Genomic DNA, 15,360 nt, shown 5'->3' with positions numbered 1-15,360 from the left:
TGGCGGCGACCCGCTGCGCCCGGCTACGCCGCGCTTGCGATCGCCGCTAGTCCGACGCCAGCGCCGTGCTGGGCTGGGCCGTTTCGACGATGACCGTGGTGGCCTTGACGACGGCCACCGCCACGCTGCCGGGACGCAGCTGCAACTCCTCGGCGGCCTCGGTGCTCATCAGCGAGACGACGGTGAACGGGCCGCACTGCATCTCCACCTGGGTCATCACCTTGTCGCTGACCACCGCGGTGACCAGCCCGACGAAGCGGTTGCGGGCCGAGCTGCCGATGCTGAGCGGGTCGGCCGGCGGCGCGGGCGCGTTGCTGCGGGAGAAGCGGGCGAGGTCCTCGCTGGCGATCACTTTGCGGCCGGCCGCGTCGTGACTGACCTCCAACGCCCCCTGGTTGATCCAGCGCCGCACAGTGTCATCACTGACGCCGAGCAGCTCAGCCGCCTGGCGAATTCGCAGGTTGGACACGCCCCGATGGTATCCGATCCACGACCGCGGATTAGCTGATACGCGGCCGGCGCCGCAGCCTTCCCGCGGGTACGGAACGCTCTCAGGCCACGATCCCGTCCCTGCGGTGACACGTCCCCCGCCGACGCGAATCCGCGGAAGTGACACGCCCGCCGCCGTGAGGCCCGGGCGGCACACACGACCCCGCGGGACCCCCCGCCGCCCGCGCGGTCGCGGGGCGGCGCCGCTGGCCTGCCCTTTGACCGGCCGAACGCGACACGCGCGACACGCCGCGACGAATGCGTGATCCCTCGCACCGCCCCGCCCGGGTGCGCGCCGGCGCGTTTCCGGACGGCCACGTCGTCGCACCCCACGACGGCCCCTTCGGATAAAGCCGCTGGTAGATGGCTTAGCGACGGCCCAAAACGGGCCGCGCCGGGCCCCTCGGCACGGCGTCGCGGCGGGCGCCGTCGACGTCGCGCGGCGGGCCGCTTTGGGGGGACACGCGCCGTTGCATGCTGGGAGTTTGCCCCGTTAAGCAGGGGGGCGGGTTAGATTTCGTCAGGAGGCCTGAGTACGGTCGTCTCCGCTGGCAGAAGAACCGGCGAGACAAAATGAGATCGATTGAAATTGATTGATCAGATACGGAGGAATCGTGGCCCTTCCCCAGTTGACCGACGAGCAGCGCGCGGCCGCGTTGGAGAAGGCGGCTGCCGCACGTCGTGCACGAGCAGAGCTCAAGGACCGGCTGAAGCGTGGCGGCACCAACCTCACCCAGGTGCTCAAGGACGCCGAGACCGACGAAGTCCTGGGCAAGATGAAGGTTTCGGCGCTTCTCGAGGCGTTGCCCAAGGTGGGCAAGGTCAAGGCGCAGGAAATCATGACTGAGCTGGAGATCGCCCCCACCCGCCGCCTGCGCGGCCTCGGCGACCGTCAGCGCAAGGCCCTGCTGGAAAAGTTCGGCTCCTAACCCGGCCGCCGACGATGCAGGCCGAACGGCCTGAGGAGAAGGCGGGCAAACCGACCCGAGCCGTGGGCGCACCCGCCCGGGAGCGCCGATGAACGGCGGCGGGGGACCGGACATCCAGCACGGGGCACGTCCCGAACCATCGCGTGCGGGGCGTGTGGTCGTGCTGTCCGGTCCCTCCGCGGTCGGCAAGTCGACCGTGGTCCGATGCCTGCGCGAGCGGGTCCCGGACCTGCATTTCAGCGTCTCGGCCACCACGCGGGCGCCCCGGCCCGGCGAGGTCGACGGCGTCGACTACCACTTCGTCAGCCCCGCCCGCTTCCAGCAGCTCATCGACGAGGGCGCCCTGCTGGAGTGGGCCGAAATTCACGCGGGCCTGCACCGCTCGGGCACCCTGGCCGAGCCGGTTCGCGACGCCACGGCCCGCGGATTCCCGGTTTTGATCGAGGTGGACCTGGCCGGGGCCAAGGCCGTGAAGAGGGCGATGCCCGAGGCCCTGACGGTGTTTTTGGCGCCGCCCAGCTGGGAGGACTTGGAGGCCAGGCTCGTCGGCCGCGGCACCGAGACCCCGGAGGTCATGCGGCGGCGCCTCGAGACGGCCCGCATCGAAATGGCGGCCCGTGACGACTTCGACCGGGTGGTCGTCAACCGTCGATTGGAGTCTGCGTGCGCCGAATTGGTATCCTTGCTGGTGGGAACTGCCCCGGACCGGCACGACCCGGCTGGCCAGACCGAAAGCCAGACCACATCCAATCAAGATTGAGCACCGACTTTTCGCCGGCGATCAGCCGTTTTGGGCCCTGGCCCGCCTTCGAACGTAGAGGAGATTGACCTCAGTGACTATTCCGCAGTCCGACGCCGCGCTGGCCGCCGTCCCCGACCGGTTCGACCTGTCCGCCGGGGCGCCGGGCGCCTACGACACCCCGCTGGGCATCACCAACCCGCCCATCGACGAGCTGCTGGACCGGGTCTCGAGCAAGTACGCCCTGGTCATCTACGCGGCCAAGCGGGCCCGTCAGATCAACGATTACTACAACCAGCTCGGCGAGGGCATCCTCGAGTACGTGGGGCCGCTGGTCGAGCCGGGGCTGCAGGAGAAGCCGCTCTCGATCGCGCTCCGCGAGATCCACGGCGACCTGCTCGAGCACACCGAGGGCGAGTAACAGGGCCGGGCCGGGCGCGCTGTGGACCGCACGCGGATCCCCAAACGAGTCGTAGTCGGTGTCTCCGGCGGCATCGCCGCCTACAAGGCGTGCACCGTCGTCCGCCAGCTGTCCGAGGCCGGCCATTCCGTCCGGGTCATCCCGACCGAGTCCGCGCTGCGTTTCGTCGGCGCGGCCACCTTTGAGGCGCTCTCCGGTCAGCCGGTGCACACCGGCGTCTTCAACGACGTTCCCGAGGTCCCGCACGTCCAGCTCGGCAAGCAGGCCGACCTGGTCGTGGTGGCCCCGGCCACGGCGGATCTGCTGGCGCGCGCGGTGCACGGCCGCGCCGACGACCTGCTGACCGCCACGCTGCTCACCGCCCGGTGCCCGGTGCTGTTCGCGCCGGCCATGCACACCGAGATGTGGTTGCACCCGGCCACCGTCGACAACGTGGCCACGTTGCGCCGGCGGGGCGCGGTGGTGCTCGAGCCCGCCGCCGGGCGCCTCACCGGGACGGACAGCGGGTCGGGCCGGCTGCCCGAAGCCGAGGAGATCACCACCCTGGCCCACCTGCTGCTGGAACGCCACGACGCGCTGCCCTACGACCTCGCCGGCTGCAAGATGCTGGTCACCGCCGGCGGCACCCGCGAACCGGTCGACCCCGTGCGCTTCATCGGCAACCGCAGCTCCGGCAAGCAGGGCTATGCCGTGGCGCGGGTGGCGGCCCAGCGCGGCGCCGAGGTCACCCTGATCGCCGGGCACACCGCCGGGCTGATCGATCCCGCCGGTGTCGAGGTCGTCCACGTCAGCTCCGCGGCCCAGCTGGGCGACGCGGTGTCCAAGCGCGCCCCGGAGGCCGACGTGCTGGTGATGGCCGCCGCGGTCGCCGACTTCCGGCCCGCGCACGTTGCCGCCGCCAAGATCAAAAAGAGCGCCTCGAACGAGACGGCGCCCCCGACGATCGAGCTGGTGCGCAACGACGACGTCCTCGCCGGGGCGGTGCGGGCCCGCGCCCACGGGCAGTTGCCCAACATGCGGGCCATCGTCGGCTTTGCCGCCGAGACCGGCGACGCCAGCGGCGACGTGCTGTTTCACGCCCGGGCCAAGCTGCAGCGCAAGGGCTGCGATCTGCTGGTGGTCAACGCCGTCGGCGAGGGCCGCGCGTTCGAGGTGGACAGCAACGACGGCTGGCTGCTGGCCTCCGACGGCACCGAGTCCGCACTGCAGCACGGCTCCAAGACATTGATGGCCAGTCGTATCGTGGATGCGATCGCCGCGTTCCTGCACGGGGACAGCGGGTAAAGCGGTCGAGTTCTTCCCGGCACCGGGACGGGGTGCCGGCCGGGCTGATGCGGGCCGATATAATTCGGTTGACTAACTATTTGGAAGGATTGGCATGAGCGAAAAGGGTCGCCTGTTTACCAGTGAGTCGGTGACTGAGGGACATCCCGACAAGATCTGTGACGCGATCAGCGACTCGGTCCTCGACGCCCTGCTGGCGCAGGACCCCCGCTCACGCGTCGCGGTTGAGACCCTGGTGACCACCGGGCAGGTGCACGTGGTCGGCGAGGTGACGACGACGGCCAAGGAGGCCTTCGCCGACATCACCAACACGGTCCGCGAGCGCATCCTCGACATCGGCTACGACTCGTCGGACAAGGGCTTCGACGGGGCGTCCTGCGGGGTCAACATCGGTATCGGCGCGCAGTCGCCCGACATCGCCCAGGGCGTCGACACCGCCCACGAGACCCGCGTCGAGGGAGCCGCCGACCCGCTTGACGCGCAGGGCGCCGGCGACCAGGGCCTGATGTTCGGCTACGCGATCAACGACACCCCCGAGCGGATGCCGCTGCCCATCGCGCTGGCCCACCGCCTGTCGCGCCGGCTGACCGAGGTCCGCAAGAACGGCGTGCTGCCCTACCTGCGCCCCGACGGCAAGACGCAGGTCACCATCGAATTCGAGGACGACGTCCCGGTCCGGCTGGACACCGTGGTCATCTCCACCCAGCACGCGGCCGACATCGACCTGGAGAACACCCTGACCCCCGACATCCGGGAAAAGGTGCTCAACACCGTGCTCAACGACCTGGCGCACGACACGCTGGACACCTCCTCGACGCGGCTGCTGGTCAACCCGACCGGCAAGTTCGTCGTCGGCGGCCCGATGGGCGACGCCGGGCTGACCGGCCGCAAGATCATCGTCGACACCTACGGCGGCTGGGCGCGGCACGGCGGCGGGGCGTTCTCCGGCAAGGACCCGTCCAAGGTGGACCGCTCGGCGGCGTACGCGATGCGCTGGGTGGCCAAGAACATCGTCGCCGCCGGGCTCGCGGAGCGGGTCGAGGTGCAGGTGGCCTACGCCATCGGCAAGGCGGCGCCGGTCGGGCTGTTCATCGAGACCTTCGGGACCGCGACCGTCGACCCGGTCAAGATCGAGAAGATCGTCCCGGAGGTGTTCGACCTGCGTCCCGGCGCGATCATCCGCGACCTGGACCTGCTGCGCCCGATCTACGCGCAGACCGCCGCCTACGGGCACTTCGGCCGCACCGACGTCGAACTGCCCTGGGAGCAGCTGAACAAGGTCGACGACCTCAAGCGCGCCATCTAGGTTGCCCGCCGCCTCGAATGTGACGTCGCAGTCACGTTCGGCGCCGAGCGTGACCACAGTGTCACGTTCGACGGGTCACCGCGGTGGCCCCGGGTGGTCGGAATCGAGCGCGGGCAGCCCGTCGATGCTGCGCCGGTTGCGGTTGATCAGCCGGGTGTAGGCCTCGTCGGGCGCCTTGTGGTGATACGCGTTGAGGACCGGTCGCTCGTCGACCAGCTCGTAGTAGGGCACCGCGAATCCGCACGCGTCGGCGATCCGCTCCACATCGACCACGATGATGGCGCGGATCCCCGCATGCCGGTCACCGAAATGCGTGATGAGATCGGTGAATTCGGCGTCGTCGGGCCGGATCACCCGCCCAGTGCCGAACAGCCGCAGGATCCGCGAGTTGCGGGTGAACGAGCAGAACATGACAGTGATGCGGCCGTTGTCGCGCAGATGGGCGATGGTCTCCACGCCGCTGCCGAACAGGTCCAGGTAGGCCACGGTGCGCTCGTCGAGCACCGCGAACGTGTCGCAATATCCCTTGGGGGACATGTTGATTCGTCCTCCCTCGGAGGGCGCGGTGGCGACGAAGAACACGGCCTGTTCGCGGATGAAGTCGCGCAGCGACTCGTCGATGCTGTCAAATTCCTTCGCCACCCGTGCAGCGTAACCGCTAGCTAGCCGGTGAAGCGGTAGTCGTCCAGATCGAATCGCCGGCTGCGCCAGTACACCTCCGGGGTGGTGCCCGGCCGCAGCGGCACGTCGCCGTTCTTGTCGAAGTAATAGCTGTTGGCCAGCCGGCAACTGTCCTGCCAGAAGATCTGCCGGTGCCGCCGGCGCATCATCTCGGCGAAGTAGCGGTCGTTGGCTTCCTCGCTCACCTCGACGCGGGTCGCGCCCAGGCGCTCCGCCCGCTTGAGGCACCGCACGATGTGATGGGTCTGCGCCTCGATGAGCGCGAAATACGAAGAGCCGACGTAACCGTACGGGCCGAACACCGTGAACAGGTTGGGGAAGCCCGGAACGGTGACGCCCTCGTAGGCCTGCAAGCGGTGCTCGTCCCAGAACCGGCTCAACGAGCGACCGCCGCTGCCCGTGACCGCGAACGTGGGGACGCTGTCGGGGTCCATCACCTTGAAGCCGGTCGCCAAGATGAGCACGTCGATCTCGTGGGTTTCGCCGTCGGTGGTCGCCACCGCGTCGGGCGTGATCTTGTCGATCGGTTCGGTGATCAGGCGCACGTTGTCGCGGTTGAACGTGGCCAGGTAGCCGTTGTGGAAGCCGGGGCGCTTGCAGCCGACGGCGTAGCGCGGGGTGAGTTGCTCGCGCACCACCGGGTCGCGGACCTGCCGCCGCAGATAGGCGCGTCCCAGCGTGGCCATCCTCTTGGCCAGCGGGATCACCGTGAAGTAGTGCGCCGAGATCGGGAAGGTCAGTTCCACGTACGCCTGGCTGAGCAGCCGCTGCAGCGCCTTGCCGCCCGGGATGCGCATCGCCCAGCGCGCCGGCGCGGGCAGCGGGACGTCCAGCTTCGGGAAACACCAGATCGGGGTGCGCTGAAACACGGTGAGCGACGAGACAATTGGCGCGATCTCGGGGATCACCTGCACGGCCGACGCGCCGGTGCCGATCACCGCGACGCGCTTGCCGCGCAAATCCTGGCCGTGATCCCACCGCGCGGTGTGCATCGTGACGCCGGCGAACGAGTCCACGCCGTCGATGTCGGGCAGGTTCGGCACCGTCAGCACGCCGCAGGCGCTGATCAAAAACCTCGCCGTGACTTCGCCGCCGGGGTCGGTCTGCACCCGCCACAGCCCGCGCTCGTCGTCGAAGTCGGCCGCCTGCACCTTGGTGTTGAACCGGATCCGCGAGCGGACGCCGTACTTGTCGGCGCAGTGTTCGGCGTAGGCCTTGAGCTCGCGGCCCGGCGCGTAGGTGCGCGACCAGTGCCGGCTCTGCTCGAAGGAGAACTGGTAGGAGAACGACGGAATGTCCACCGCGATACCGGGATAGGTGTTCCAGTGCCAGGTGCCGCCGACCCCGTCGCCGGCCTCGAGCACCAGGTAATCGGGCAGCCCCGCCTTGTCGAGGTTGATGGCGGCGCCGATGCCGGAGAATCCGGCACCGATGATCAGCGTGTGGTAATCGGGGGTTTCCCCGTCCATCCGGGCGAAGGTGCGCTCCGTCATGAACTCACCGTACGCCCCGGGCTCAGCCCCGCAGGGCGGTTCGCAGCGCCGCCAGGCCGCGCTCGAGCGCCGCGGTGGCCGCGGGCACCACACCGGCGTAGCCCAGGTAGCCGTGCACCAGCGTCTCGGCGTTGTGCACCTCGGCGGCGACCCCGGCAGCCGCCAGCAGTTCGCCGTACCGGATGCCGTCGTCGCGCAGCGGGTCATAGCCGGCGACGCCGATGTAGGCCGGCGCCAGGTTGCTCAGGTCCTTCGCGCGCCCCGGCGCCATGTCCGACGGCGGGTCGGACAGGTCGACTTCGCCCGCGTACCAACGGGAGAACTCGGCGACGGCCCTGACGTCGAGGATCGGCGCGGTGGCGTTCTCGGCGAAGGACGGCAGCGTGGCGTCCCACATGGTCGACGGGTACCACAACAACTGGAATTTCAGGGCCGGTCCGCCGTGATCGCGTGCCCGCTGCGCGACCGCGGCGGCGATCGTGCCGCCGGCCGAATCCCCGGCGACGGCCATCCGGCCCGGGTCGCCGTGCAGGTCGGCGGCGTGCCCGGCGACCCAAAGCGTTGCCGCCCACGCGTCTTCGACCGCGCCGGGGTAGGGGTGCTCGGGCGCGAGCCGGTAGTCGACCGACACCACGATCGCGTCGGCGCCGACGGCATGCTGGCGCGCCGTGCCGTCGTGGGTGTCGAGGTCGCCGATCACGAAGCCGCCGCCATGGAAGAACAACACGACGGGCGCCCCGGTTTGACCGTCGGAATGGCTTGGCGGCCAATAGATCCGGATCGCGACCGGCCCGGCGGGGCCGGCAATCGTGCGGTCCTCGACCCGCAGCTCGGGATGCAGCGGCCTGCGCGGCAGGTCGCGGAACCGCTGGCGCGCCGCGTCGATGCCGTCCTCGGTGGATAGCCGGAAGGGAACCGCGTCCAGTACCTTCTGCAGGATGGGGTCGATCGCGGGTTTCTCGTCGGCTGTGTTATCCAAGCTGGGCATGGACGTACCGTACGCACCTCGTCTGGTGGCCGGCGCCTGGGTGGTGGCCGGCTGGGTGGCCCTCGGCTACGGCATCTACCTGACCGTGCTGGCGCTGCGCTCGCCGCCCGGAATGGAGCTGACCGGGCACTGGGTGCTGCAGCCGGCGTTCAAGGCCTCGATGGCGATCCTGCTGATGCTCGCCGCCGCCGGGCACGGATGCGTACGGGAGCGGCGGTGGCTGATGCCGGCCCTGCTGTTGTCGGCCCTGGGCGACTGGGTGCTCGCGATCCCGTGGTGGACGCTGTCCTTCGAGATCGGCCTGGCGGCATTCCTGTTGGCGCACATGTGTTTCATCGGTGCCCTGCTGCCGCTGGTTCCCCCGCTGTCGTGGTCGTCGCAAGCCGAGCGGCCCGCGGCGCTCCGGATCGCCGCGGTGGTCCTGATGTGCCTGGTGTCGATCGCGCTGCTGGTGTGGTTTTGGCCGCACCTGGGCCCGGACAAGCTGACGTTGCCGGTGACGGTCTACATCGTGGTGCTGACCGCGATGGTGTGCACGGCGCTGCTGGCGAAAATGCCGACGATCTGGACGGCGGTGGGGGCGGTGTGTTTCGCGGCCTCGGATTCGATGATCGCGATCAGCCGCTTCATCCTGGGCAACGAGGCGCTCGCCGTGCCGATCTGGTGGTCGTACGCGGCGGCCCAGATCCTGATCACGGCGGGATTCTTCTTCGGCCGCGAGCTTCCCGGCCAGGACGGCGGGGACGCCGCGGCGCCCGCCGAAGGCTGATCTGTCGGTGGTCGCCGGTACGCTGCGGGCCGGACGGTAAAGGCATTGGATAGCACCATGATTCGCGGCCCGAGGGCGCCGTGAGCCCCAGCGCGCGCACGCCGGTCGAAGTGGAACCCATCGCCCGCGTGCTGCCGATGCTGTCCGTGCCGCACCTGGACCGCGAGTTCGACTATCTGGTGTCGGCCGAGCAGTCCGACGATGCCCAGCCCGGGGTGCGGGTCCGGGTGCGTTTCCATGGCCGGCTGGTCGACGGGTTCGTGCTGGAGCGCCGCGCCGACACCGACCACCCGGGCAAGCTGGGCTGGCTGGACCGCGTCGTGTCGGCCGAACCGGTGCTCACCCCCGAGATCCGCCGGCTGGTCGACGCCGTGGCCGCGCGCTACGCGGGCACCCGTCCCGACGTCTTGCGGCTGGCCGTGCCGGCCCGCCACGCCAGGGTGGAGCGGGAGCCCGCCGTGAGCCGGGACCCGCCGGGCCCGGCGATCCCGGACCCCGTCGACCCCGCGGGCTGGGACGGCTACGGGCGGGGCGCTCAATTCCTGGCCGCGCTGGCCGAGTCGCGGGCCGCCCGGGCCGTCTGGCAGGCGCTGCCGGGCGAGCCGTGGACCGACCGATTCGCCGAGGCCGCCGCCCAAACGGTGCGGGCCGGCCGGTCCGCGCTGGCGATCGTTCCCGACCAGCGCGACCTGGACGCCCTGTGGCGGGCGGCGACGACACGGATCGACGAGGGCAGCGTGGTCGCCCTGTCGGCGGGTCTGGGCCCCGCGGCCCGGTATCGCCGCTGGCTGGCGGCGCTGCGGGGCACCGCGCGGCTGGTGATCGGCACCCGCAGCGCGGTGTTCGCGCCGCTGAGCGACCTGGGCCTGGTCATGGTGTGGGCCGACGCCGACGACAGCCTGGCCGAGCCGCGGGCCCCGTATCCGCACGCCCGCGAGGTGGCGATGCTGCGCGCGCACCAGGCCCGGTGCGCGGCCCTGATCGGCGGCTACGCGCGCACCGCGGAGGCCCACGCGCTGGTGCGCAGCGGATGGGCGCACGACATCGTCGCGGCGCGGCCCGTGGTGCGCGCCCGCACCCCGCGGGTGAGCGCGCTCGACGACACCGGCTACGCCGACGAGCGCGACCCGGCGGCCCGCACGGCGCGCATTCCCTCGATCGCGCTGCGCGCGGCCCGCTCGGCGTTGCAGGCCGGGACTCCGGTACTGGTGCAGGTGCCGCGGCGCGGATACGTCCCGTCGCTGGCGTGTGCGCGCTGCCGCACCATCGCCCGGTGCCGGCACTGCACCGGGCCGCTGTCGCTGCAGGAAGGGGGCGCCGCGCTGCTCTGCCGCTGGTGCGGGCGGATCGACCCGACCCGCCGGTGCGCGCGCTGCGGTTCGGACGCGGTGCGCGCCGTGGTCGTCGGGGCCCGCCGCACCGCCGAAGAGCTCGGCCGCGCGTTTCCGGGCACGGCGGTGATCACCTCGTCGGGCGATGGCGTCGTGCCCGAGGTCGCGCCCGGACCGGCCCTGGTGGTCGCCACCCCGGGGGCCGAACCGCGCGCGTCCGGTGGTTACGGGGCGGCGCTGCTGTTGGACACGTGGGCGCTGCTGGGCCGGCAGGATCTGCGCGCCGCCGAGGACGCGTTGTGGCGCTGGATGAGCGCCGCCGCGCTGGTGCGTGCTCGCGGCGACGGCGGCGTGGTGCTGGTGATCGCCGAATCATCGCTTCCCACAGTGCAATCGCTGATCCGCTGGGATCCGGTGGGGCACGCGGAAGCGGAACTGACCGCCCGCGCCGAGGTGGGCCTGCCGCCGAGCGTGCACATGGCGGCCATCGACGGAACGCCCGACGCGGTGACCGCGCTGCTCGGCGAGGTCCGGCTCGCCGAACTGGAAGCCGACCTGCTCGGGCCGGTGGACCTGCCGGCCGGCGTGCGCCGCCCGGCCGGGACCCCGGCGGGCGTGGCGGTGACGAGAATGCTGGTGCGCGTGCCCCGCCGGCAGGGCCTGGCGCTGGCGGCCGCGCTGCGCCGCGGCGTCGGTGTGCTCAGCGCCCGGCAAACCCATGAGCCCGCCCGGGTCCAGATCGATCCGCTGCACATCGGCTAGCGGTCACAAACCGTTACCCTGGGCGACAGTATGTGCATGCAATATTTCCTGTTTACGACATTCGAAGGTTGCTACACTTTCTATTCCTTAGCCGCCGAGAGGCCGGAAACAATCCGGGGAGGGGCGATATGACAGCGGACAACGCGACCGTTGACGAGTCGTTGGATGTCATCACCGACGCTTTGCTGACGGCCTCCCGTTTGCTGATGGCGATCTCGGCCCGTTCGGTCGGGCAGGTCGACGAGACCATCACCATCGCGCAGTTCCGGACGCTGGTGATCCTGTCCAACCGCGGCCCGGTCAATCTGGCCACCCTGGCGGGTCTGTTGGGCGTGCAGCCGTCGGCCACCGGCCGGATGGTGGACCGGCTGGTCGCCGCCGGACTGATCGACCGCCTGCCGCACCCGACCTCGCGCCGTGAGCTGCTCGCCGCGCTGACCACGCGCGGACGCGACGTCGTCCACCAGGTCACCGCGCACCGGCGCACCGAGATCGCGGCCATCGTCGCGAAGATGCCGCCGCCCGAGCGCCACGGGCTGGTGCGGGCGCTGACCGCGTTCACCGCGGCCGGTGGCGAGCCAGACGTGCACCTGGACGCCGATATCGGCCTGTAGCCGCCGGGTCTACCCCGCCTAGTCGGTCCACTTGGTGGCGGTGAGCAGCAGGTACTCCCACCCCATGGTGCCGTCGGCGAGGTATTGCTGCGCGAGCTCGACGAGTTGGGCGTCGAGCTCGGCGGCCAGCACCCGGTTGTGGCCGATGTTCGCGTAGGCCTCGATCGTCGGGCCGTAGTGCCGCTTGAAGTAGGCGTGGACGTCTTCCGCGCTGGCGAACCGGTCCACCGCCAACATCCCACGCGCCGTGGTGATTTCGCCGACGCGGTCGCCCAGCAGCGCGGTGACGTAGCCGGGCCGTCCCCACAGCGCCGCCGGCGGCACGGGGTGCGACAGGCTTGGGCGATAGGGCCGGATGGTGGCCAGCATCCGCCCGAAGAAGCCCTCCGGGGTCCAGCTGATCACGCCGATCGTGCCGCCGGGCCGGCAGACCCGGACGAGCTCGCCGGCGGCGCGTTGCTGGTCGGGCGCGAACTGCACGCCGATCGCCGACATGACGACGTCGAATTCGCCGTCGCCAAACGGCAGCGCGTGCGCGTTGGCCTCCCGGTAGTCGATCGTCAGGCCCTGCGCCGCGGCCCGGTCCCGCGAGCGCAGGAGCAGCTCGGGGGTGAGGTCGGTGGAGACGACGGCCGCGCCGGCGGCGGCGGCCGGCAGCGAGATGTTGCCCGAGCCGGCGGCGACGTCGAGGACTCGGACGCCGGGCCCGATGCCGGTGGCCTCGACGAGGGCGGGGCCCAGCGGGGCCATCACTTCCTCGGCCATCAGGGCGTAGTCGCCCAGTGCCCAAACCGTGCGGTGTGTGGCGGCGACTCGGGCGTCGCTGATGGTGGAGTCGACGGTCATCAGACCTCCTTGGGGGAACGGAAAGGTTGTCTTCGACGTCGATGTCGACACGCGCGGTTTCACGCCGCTCGGATCATGACTACTAGAAATAGTAGTCATAAGCAATAGTGTACGCGCGCAATTCCGGTCTCCTCGGGTGGGTCCGGCCGGCCTCCGGCGCTTTCTAGACTGGGCCGGTGCGCCTTGTCTTCGCCGGTACTCCCGAGCCCGCGCTGCCCGCACTGCGCCGCCTCATCGACTCGCCACGCCACGACGTGATCGCGGTGCTGACCCGGCCCGACGCCGCCGCCGGGCGACGCGGCAAGCCGGAGCCGTCGCCGGTGGCCCGTGAGGCGCTCGACCGGGGCATTCCGGTGCTGCGGCCGTCGCGGCCCAACTCGGCGGAATTCGTCGCGGAGCTGTCGCGGCTGGCGCCGGACTGCTGCGCGGTCGTGGCCTACGGCGCGCTGCTGCGCGACGACCTGCTGGCGGTGCCCCCGCGGGGCTGGATCAACCTGCACTTCTCGCTGCTGCCCGCCTGGCGCGGCGCCGCGCCGGTCCAGGCGGCCATCGCGGCGGGGGACACCATCACGGGGGCCTCGACGTTCCAGATCGAGCCGAGTCTGGACTCGGGCCCGATCTACGGGGTGGTGACCGAGACGATCCGCCCGACCGATACCGCCGGGGAATTGCTTGAGCGACTGGCCATTTCGGGCGCGGCGCTGTTGTCGACCACGTTGGACGGCATCGCCGACTCGACGTTGACGCCGCGGCCGCAGCCGGCCGAGGGGGTCAGCGTCGCTCCCAAGATCACCGTGGAGCAGGCCCGGGTGCGCTGGGATCTGCCGGCACTCGTGGTGGAACGCCGCATTCGCGCCGTCACGCCCAACCCCGGCGCGTGGACCGTGATCGGCGACCTGCGCGTCAAACTCGGGCCGGTCGACGCCGCCGTCGCGTCCGGTTCGCCAGAACCGTTGCCGCCCGGCGCGATTCACGTCGATCGCAAAGGCGTCTGGGTCGGCACCGGTTCGGATCCGGTTCGCCTGGGTCAAATCCAGCCGCCCGGAAAGAAATTCATGAACGCGGTCGACTGGGCGCGCGGCGCCCGGCTCGACCCCGCGGTGCGGGCGACATGAGCGCCGGCCGTGACGGGCGCCAGCGCAACCGGCCGGACCGCCAGCCGGCCCGGCCGCAGCACCGGCCCGCGCAGCGGGATCGGCGGCCCGCTCCCGCGCAGCGGGATCGGCGGCCCGCCCGCCGGCCGCTGGACCCGGCCCGGGCAGCGGCGTTCGAGGTGCTCCGGGCGGTCAGCGAGCGCGATGCGTACGCGAACCTGGCGCTGCCCGCGCTGCTGCGCGAGCGCGGAATCACCGGCCGCGACGCCGCATTCGCCACCGAGCTGACGTACGGCGCGTGCCGCAGCCGTGGCCTGCTCGACGCGGTCATCGGCGCGGCCGCCGGGCGCACCCCGCAAGCCATCGACCCCGTCCTGCTCGACCTGCTGCGCCTGGGCGCGTATCAGTTGCTGCGCACCCGGGTCGACGCGCACGCCGCGGTGTCCACCACCGTCGAACAGGCGGGCATCGAATTCGATTCGGCGCGAGCGGGTTTCGTCAACGGGGTGCTGCGCACCATCTCCGGCCGCGACGAACAAGCCTGGGTCGCGGAGCTGGCGCCGGACCCGGCGCGGGATCCGATCGGGCACGCCGCGTTCGTGCACGCCCATCCGCGATGGATCGCCCAGGCCTTCGCCGACGCGCTGGGCGCGGCGGCGGGTGAACTCGACGCGGTGCTCGCCAGCGACGACGAACGGCCCCAGGTGCATCTGGCCGCGCGCGCCGGAGCGCTGACCGCCGCCGAGCTGGCGGACGCGGTGGGCGGCACCGTCGGGCGGTATTCGCCGTACGCGGTGTACCTGCCGGGCGGCGATCCCGGGCGGCTGGCGCCGGTGCGCGACGGTGCGGCGCTGGTCCAGGACGAGGGCAGCCAGCTGGTGGCGCGCGCGCTGACCCTGGCGCCGGTCGAGCGCGACGGCGGCCGCTGGCTCGACCTGTGCGCCGGGCCGGGCGGCAAGACGGCGCTGCTGGCGTCGCTGGGCACGGGATCCGGGGCCCACGTCACCGCGGTGGAGCCGGCCCCGCGCCGCGCCGACCTGGTGACCGAGAACACCCGCGGCCTGCCGGTCGACGTGCTGCGGGTCGACGGCCGGCACACCGACCTCGAGCCGGCGTTCGACCGGGTGCTCGTCGACGTGCCCTGCACCGGGCTGGGGGCGCTGCGCCGCCGGCCCGAGGCCCGGTGGCGCCGTCAACCGTCCGACGTGCCGGCACTGGCCAAGCTGCAGCGCGAGTTGCTGGGCGCCGCGATCGCGCTGACCCGTCCCGGGGGTGTGGTGCTCTATGCCACCTGTTCGCCGCACCTGGCCGAAACCGTCGGGGTGGTCGCCGACGCGCTGCGCCGCCATCCGGTGAGCGCGCTGGACACCCGGCCGTTGTTCGAGCCCGTCGACCACCTGGGCGACGGGCCTCACGTTCAGCTGTGGCCGCACCGGCACGGCACCGACGCGATGTTCGCGGCCGCGCTGCGCCGCGAAGCGGGGTAGCGGGGACGCGACACGAAGAACCCCGCCGCGGCCGCGCTGCGCCGCGAAGCGGGGTAGCGGGGACGCGACACGAAGAACCCCGCCGCGGCCGCGCTGCGCCGCGAAGCGGGGTAGCGCCGCCAGATGT

General features: G+C 71.6%; 15 protein-coding genes. 10 read left to right on the top strand and 5 right to left on the bottom strand.

Going from position 1 to position 15,360, the window contains the following annotated elements:
• Positions 1 to 46 precede the first annotated feature (46 nt).
• Positions 47 to 469, bottom strand: a complete 423-nt coding sequence (locus OCU_RS40630) for a TOBE domain-containing protein (RefSeq protein WP_008258197.1) — start codon at positions 467 to 469, stop codon at positions 47 to 49.
• Positions 470 to 1,103: 634 nt separating this feature from the next.
• Here OCU_RS40630 and mihF point away from each other — a divergent pair.
• The 5 genes from mihF to metK all read left to right on the top strand — a co-directional run bounded on the left by mihF (position 1,104) and on the right by metK (position 5,168).
• The gene (gene mihF, locus OCU_RS40625) at positions 1,104 to 1,418 is read left to right on the top strand and encodes an integration host factor, actinobacterial type (RefSeq protein WP_007171927.1); all 315 of its coding nucleotides are present in this window, start codon (positions 1,104 to 1,106) and stop codon (positions 1,416 to 1,418) included.
• Positions 1,419 to 1,506: 88 nt separating this feature from the next.
• Positions 1,507 to 2,178 carry a guanylate kinase gene (gmk, locus tag OCU_RS40620; protein ID WP_085981088.1) on the top strand — a complete coding sequence of 224 codons (672 nt, stop codon included), beginning with the start codon at positions 1,507 to 1,509 and terminating at the stop codon, positions 2,176 to 2,178.
• A 73-nt stretch (positions 2,179 to 2,251) separates the two neighbouring features.
• Complete coding sequence (gene rpoZ, locus OCU_RS40615) at positions 2,252 to 2,578, top strand: DNA-directed RNA polymerase subunit omega (RefSeq protein WP_008258195.1); 327 nt, start codon at positions 2,252 to 2,254, stop codon at positions 2,576 to 2,578.
• A gap of 21 nt (positions 2,579 to 2,599) precedes the next feature.
• Positions 2,600 to 3,862, top strand: a complete 1,263-nt coding sequence (gene coaBC, locus OCU_RS40610) for a bifunctional phosphopantothenoylcysteine decarboxylase/phosphopantothenate--cysteine ligase CoaBC (RefSeq protein ID WP_008258194.1) — start codon at positions 2,600 to 2,602, stop codon at positions 3,860 to 3,862.
• A 94-nt stretch (positions 3,863 to 3,956) separates the two neighbouring features.
• Positions 3,957 to 5,168: a methionine adenosyltransferase gene (metK, locus tag OCU_RS40605; protein ID WP_008258192.1), complete on the top strand. Its 1,212-nt coding sequence runs from the start codon at positions 3,957 to 3,959 to the stop codon at positions 5,166 to 5,168.
• A gap of 75 nt (positions 5,169 to 5,243) precedes the next feature.
• Here the strand turns inward: metK and OCU_RS40600 are convergent, their stop codons facing one another.
• The 3 genes from OCU_RS40600 to OCU_RS40590 are packed head-to-tail and all read right to left on the bottom strand — an operon-like array spanning position 5,244 to position 8,330.
• On the bottom strand, positions 5,244 to 5,810 hold the full coding sequence (locus OCU_RS40600) for a pyridoxamine 5'-phosphate oxidase family protein (protein ID WP_008258191.1): 567 nt from the start codon (positions 5,808 to 5,810) through the stop codon (positions 5,244 to 5,246).
• 20 nt (positions 5,811 to 5,830) lie between these two features.
• Positions 5,831 to 7,318, bottom strand: a complete 1,488-nt coding sequence (locus tag OCU_RS40595) for a flavin-containing monooxygenase (RefSeq protein WP_036429282.1) — start codon at positions 7,316 to 7,318, stop codon at positions 5,831 to 5,833.
• A gap of 46 nt (positions 7,319 to 7,364) precedes the next feature.
• Positions 7,365 to 8,330, bottom strand: a complete 966-nt coding sequence (locus tag OCU_RS40590) for an alpha/beta hydrolase (RefSeq protein ID WP_009955076.1) — start codon at positions 8,328 to 8,330, stop codon at positions 7,365 to 7,367.
• On the opposite strand from OCU_RS40590, the gene OCU_RS40585 reads away from it, so the two are divergent.
• The 3 genes from OCU_RS40585 (at position 8,329) to OCU_RS40575 (ending at position 11,806) form a co-directional block, all read left to right on the top strand.
• Entirely contained in the window at positions 8,329 to 9,099 is a 771-nt protein-coding gene (locus OCU_RS40585; protein ID WP_036429014.1) for a lysoplasmalogenase, read from the top strand. The two genes, OCU_RS40590 and OCU_RS40585, sit on opposite strands and share 2 nt — an antisense overlap.
• Positions 9,100 to 9,179: 80 nt before the next feature.
• Positions 9,180 to 11,192 carry a primosomal protein N' gene (locus tag OCU_RS40580; RefSeq protein WP_014380483.1) on the top strand — a complete coding sequence of 671 codons (2,013 nt, stop codon included), beginning with the start codon at positions 9,180 to 9,182 and terminating at the stop codon, positions 11,190 to 11,192.
• Positions 11,193 to 11,320: 128 nt separating this feature from the next.
• Positions 11,321 to 11,806 (top strand): MarR family winged helix-turn-helix transcriptional regulator, encoded by a 486-nt coding sequence (locus tag OCU_RS40575; RefSeq protein WP_008258186.1) that lies wholly within the window; start codon positions 11,321 to 11,323, stop codon positions 11,804 to 11,806.
• Positions 11,807 to 11,824: 18 nt separating this feature from the next.
• On the opposite strand, the gene OCU_RS40570 is transcribed toward OCU_RS40575, so the two are convergent.
• A complete protein-coding gene (locus tag OCU_RS40570) occupies positions 11,825 to 12,652 on the bottom strand; it encodes a class I SAM-dependent methyltransferase (RefSeq protein WP_041787076.1) in 828 nt (275 codons plus the stop codon).
• A 176-nt stretch (positions 12,653 to 12,828) separates the two neighbouring features.
• On the opposite strand from OCU_RS40570, the gene fmt reads away from it, so the two are divergent.
• The gene (fmt, locus tag OCU_RS40565) at positions 12,829 to 13,767 is read left to right on the top strand and encodes a methionyl-tRNA formyltransferase (protein ID WP_014380481.1); all 939 of its coding nucleotides are present in this window, start codon (positions 12,829 to 12,831) and stop codon (positions 13,765 to 13,767) included.
• Positions 13,764 to 15,233: a 16S rRNA m5C967 methyltransferase gene (locus OCU_RS40560; RefSeq protein ID WP_014380480.1), complete on the top strand. Its 1,470-nt coding sequence runs from the start codon at positions 13,764 to 13,766 to the stop codon at positions 15,231 to 15,233. The genes fmt and OCU_RS40560 overlap by 4 nt, the downstream gene beginning before the upstream one ends.
• Positions 15,234 to 15,360 lie beyond the last annotated feature (127 nt).

Origin of the sequence: Mycobacterium intracellulare ATCC 13950, from assembly GCF_000277125.1 — a bacterium.
GTDB classification, from domain to species: domain Bacteria; phylum Actinomycetota; class Actinomycetes; order Mycobacteriales; family Mycobacteriaceae; genus Mycobacterium; species Mycobacterium intracellulare.
This window is presented reverse-complemented; position numbering and strand designations above follow the sequence as displayed.

Excerpts from the sequence above, each read along its gene's own strand:
- gmk (WP_085981088.1), top strand. The coding sequence starts at position 1,507 with ATGAACGGCGGCGGGGGACCGGACATCCAGCACGGGGCACGTCCCGAA.
- metK (WP_008258192.1), top strand. The coding sequence starts at position 3,957 with ATGAGCGAAAAGGGTCGCCTGTTTACCAGTGAGTCGGTGACTGAGGGA.
- OCU_RS40595 (WP_036429282.1), bottom strand. The coding sequence starts at position 7,318 with ATGGACGGGGAAACCCCCGATTACCACACGCTGATCATCGGTGCCGGA.
- OCU_RS40585 (WP_036429014.1), top strand. The coding sequence starts at position 8,329 with ATGGACGTACCGTACGCACCTCGTCTGGTGGCCGGCGCCTGGGTGGTG.
- OCU_RS40590 (WP_009955076.1), bottom strand. The coding sequence starts at position 8,330 with ATGCCCAGCTTGGATAACACAGCCGACGAGAAACCCGCGATCGACCCC.
- OCU_RS40575 (WP_008258186.1), top strand. The coding sequence starts at position 11,321 with ATGACAGCGGACAACGCGACCGTTGACGAGTCGTTGGATGTCATCACC.
- OCU_RS40570 (WP_041787076.1), bottom strand. The coding sequence starts at position 12,652 with ATGACCGTCGACTCCACCATCAGCGACGCCCGAGTCGCCGCCACACAC.
- OCU_RS40560 (WP_014380480.1), top strand. The coding sequence starts at position 13,764 with ATGAGCGCCGGCCGTGACGGGCGCCAGCGCAACCGGCCGGACCGCCAG.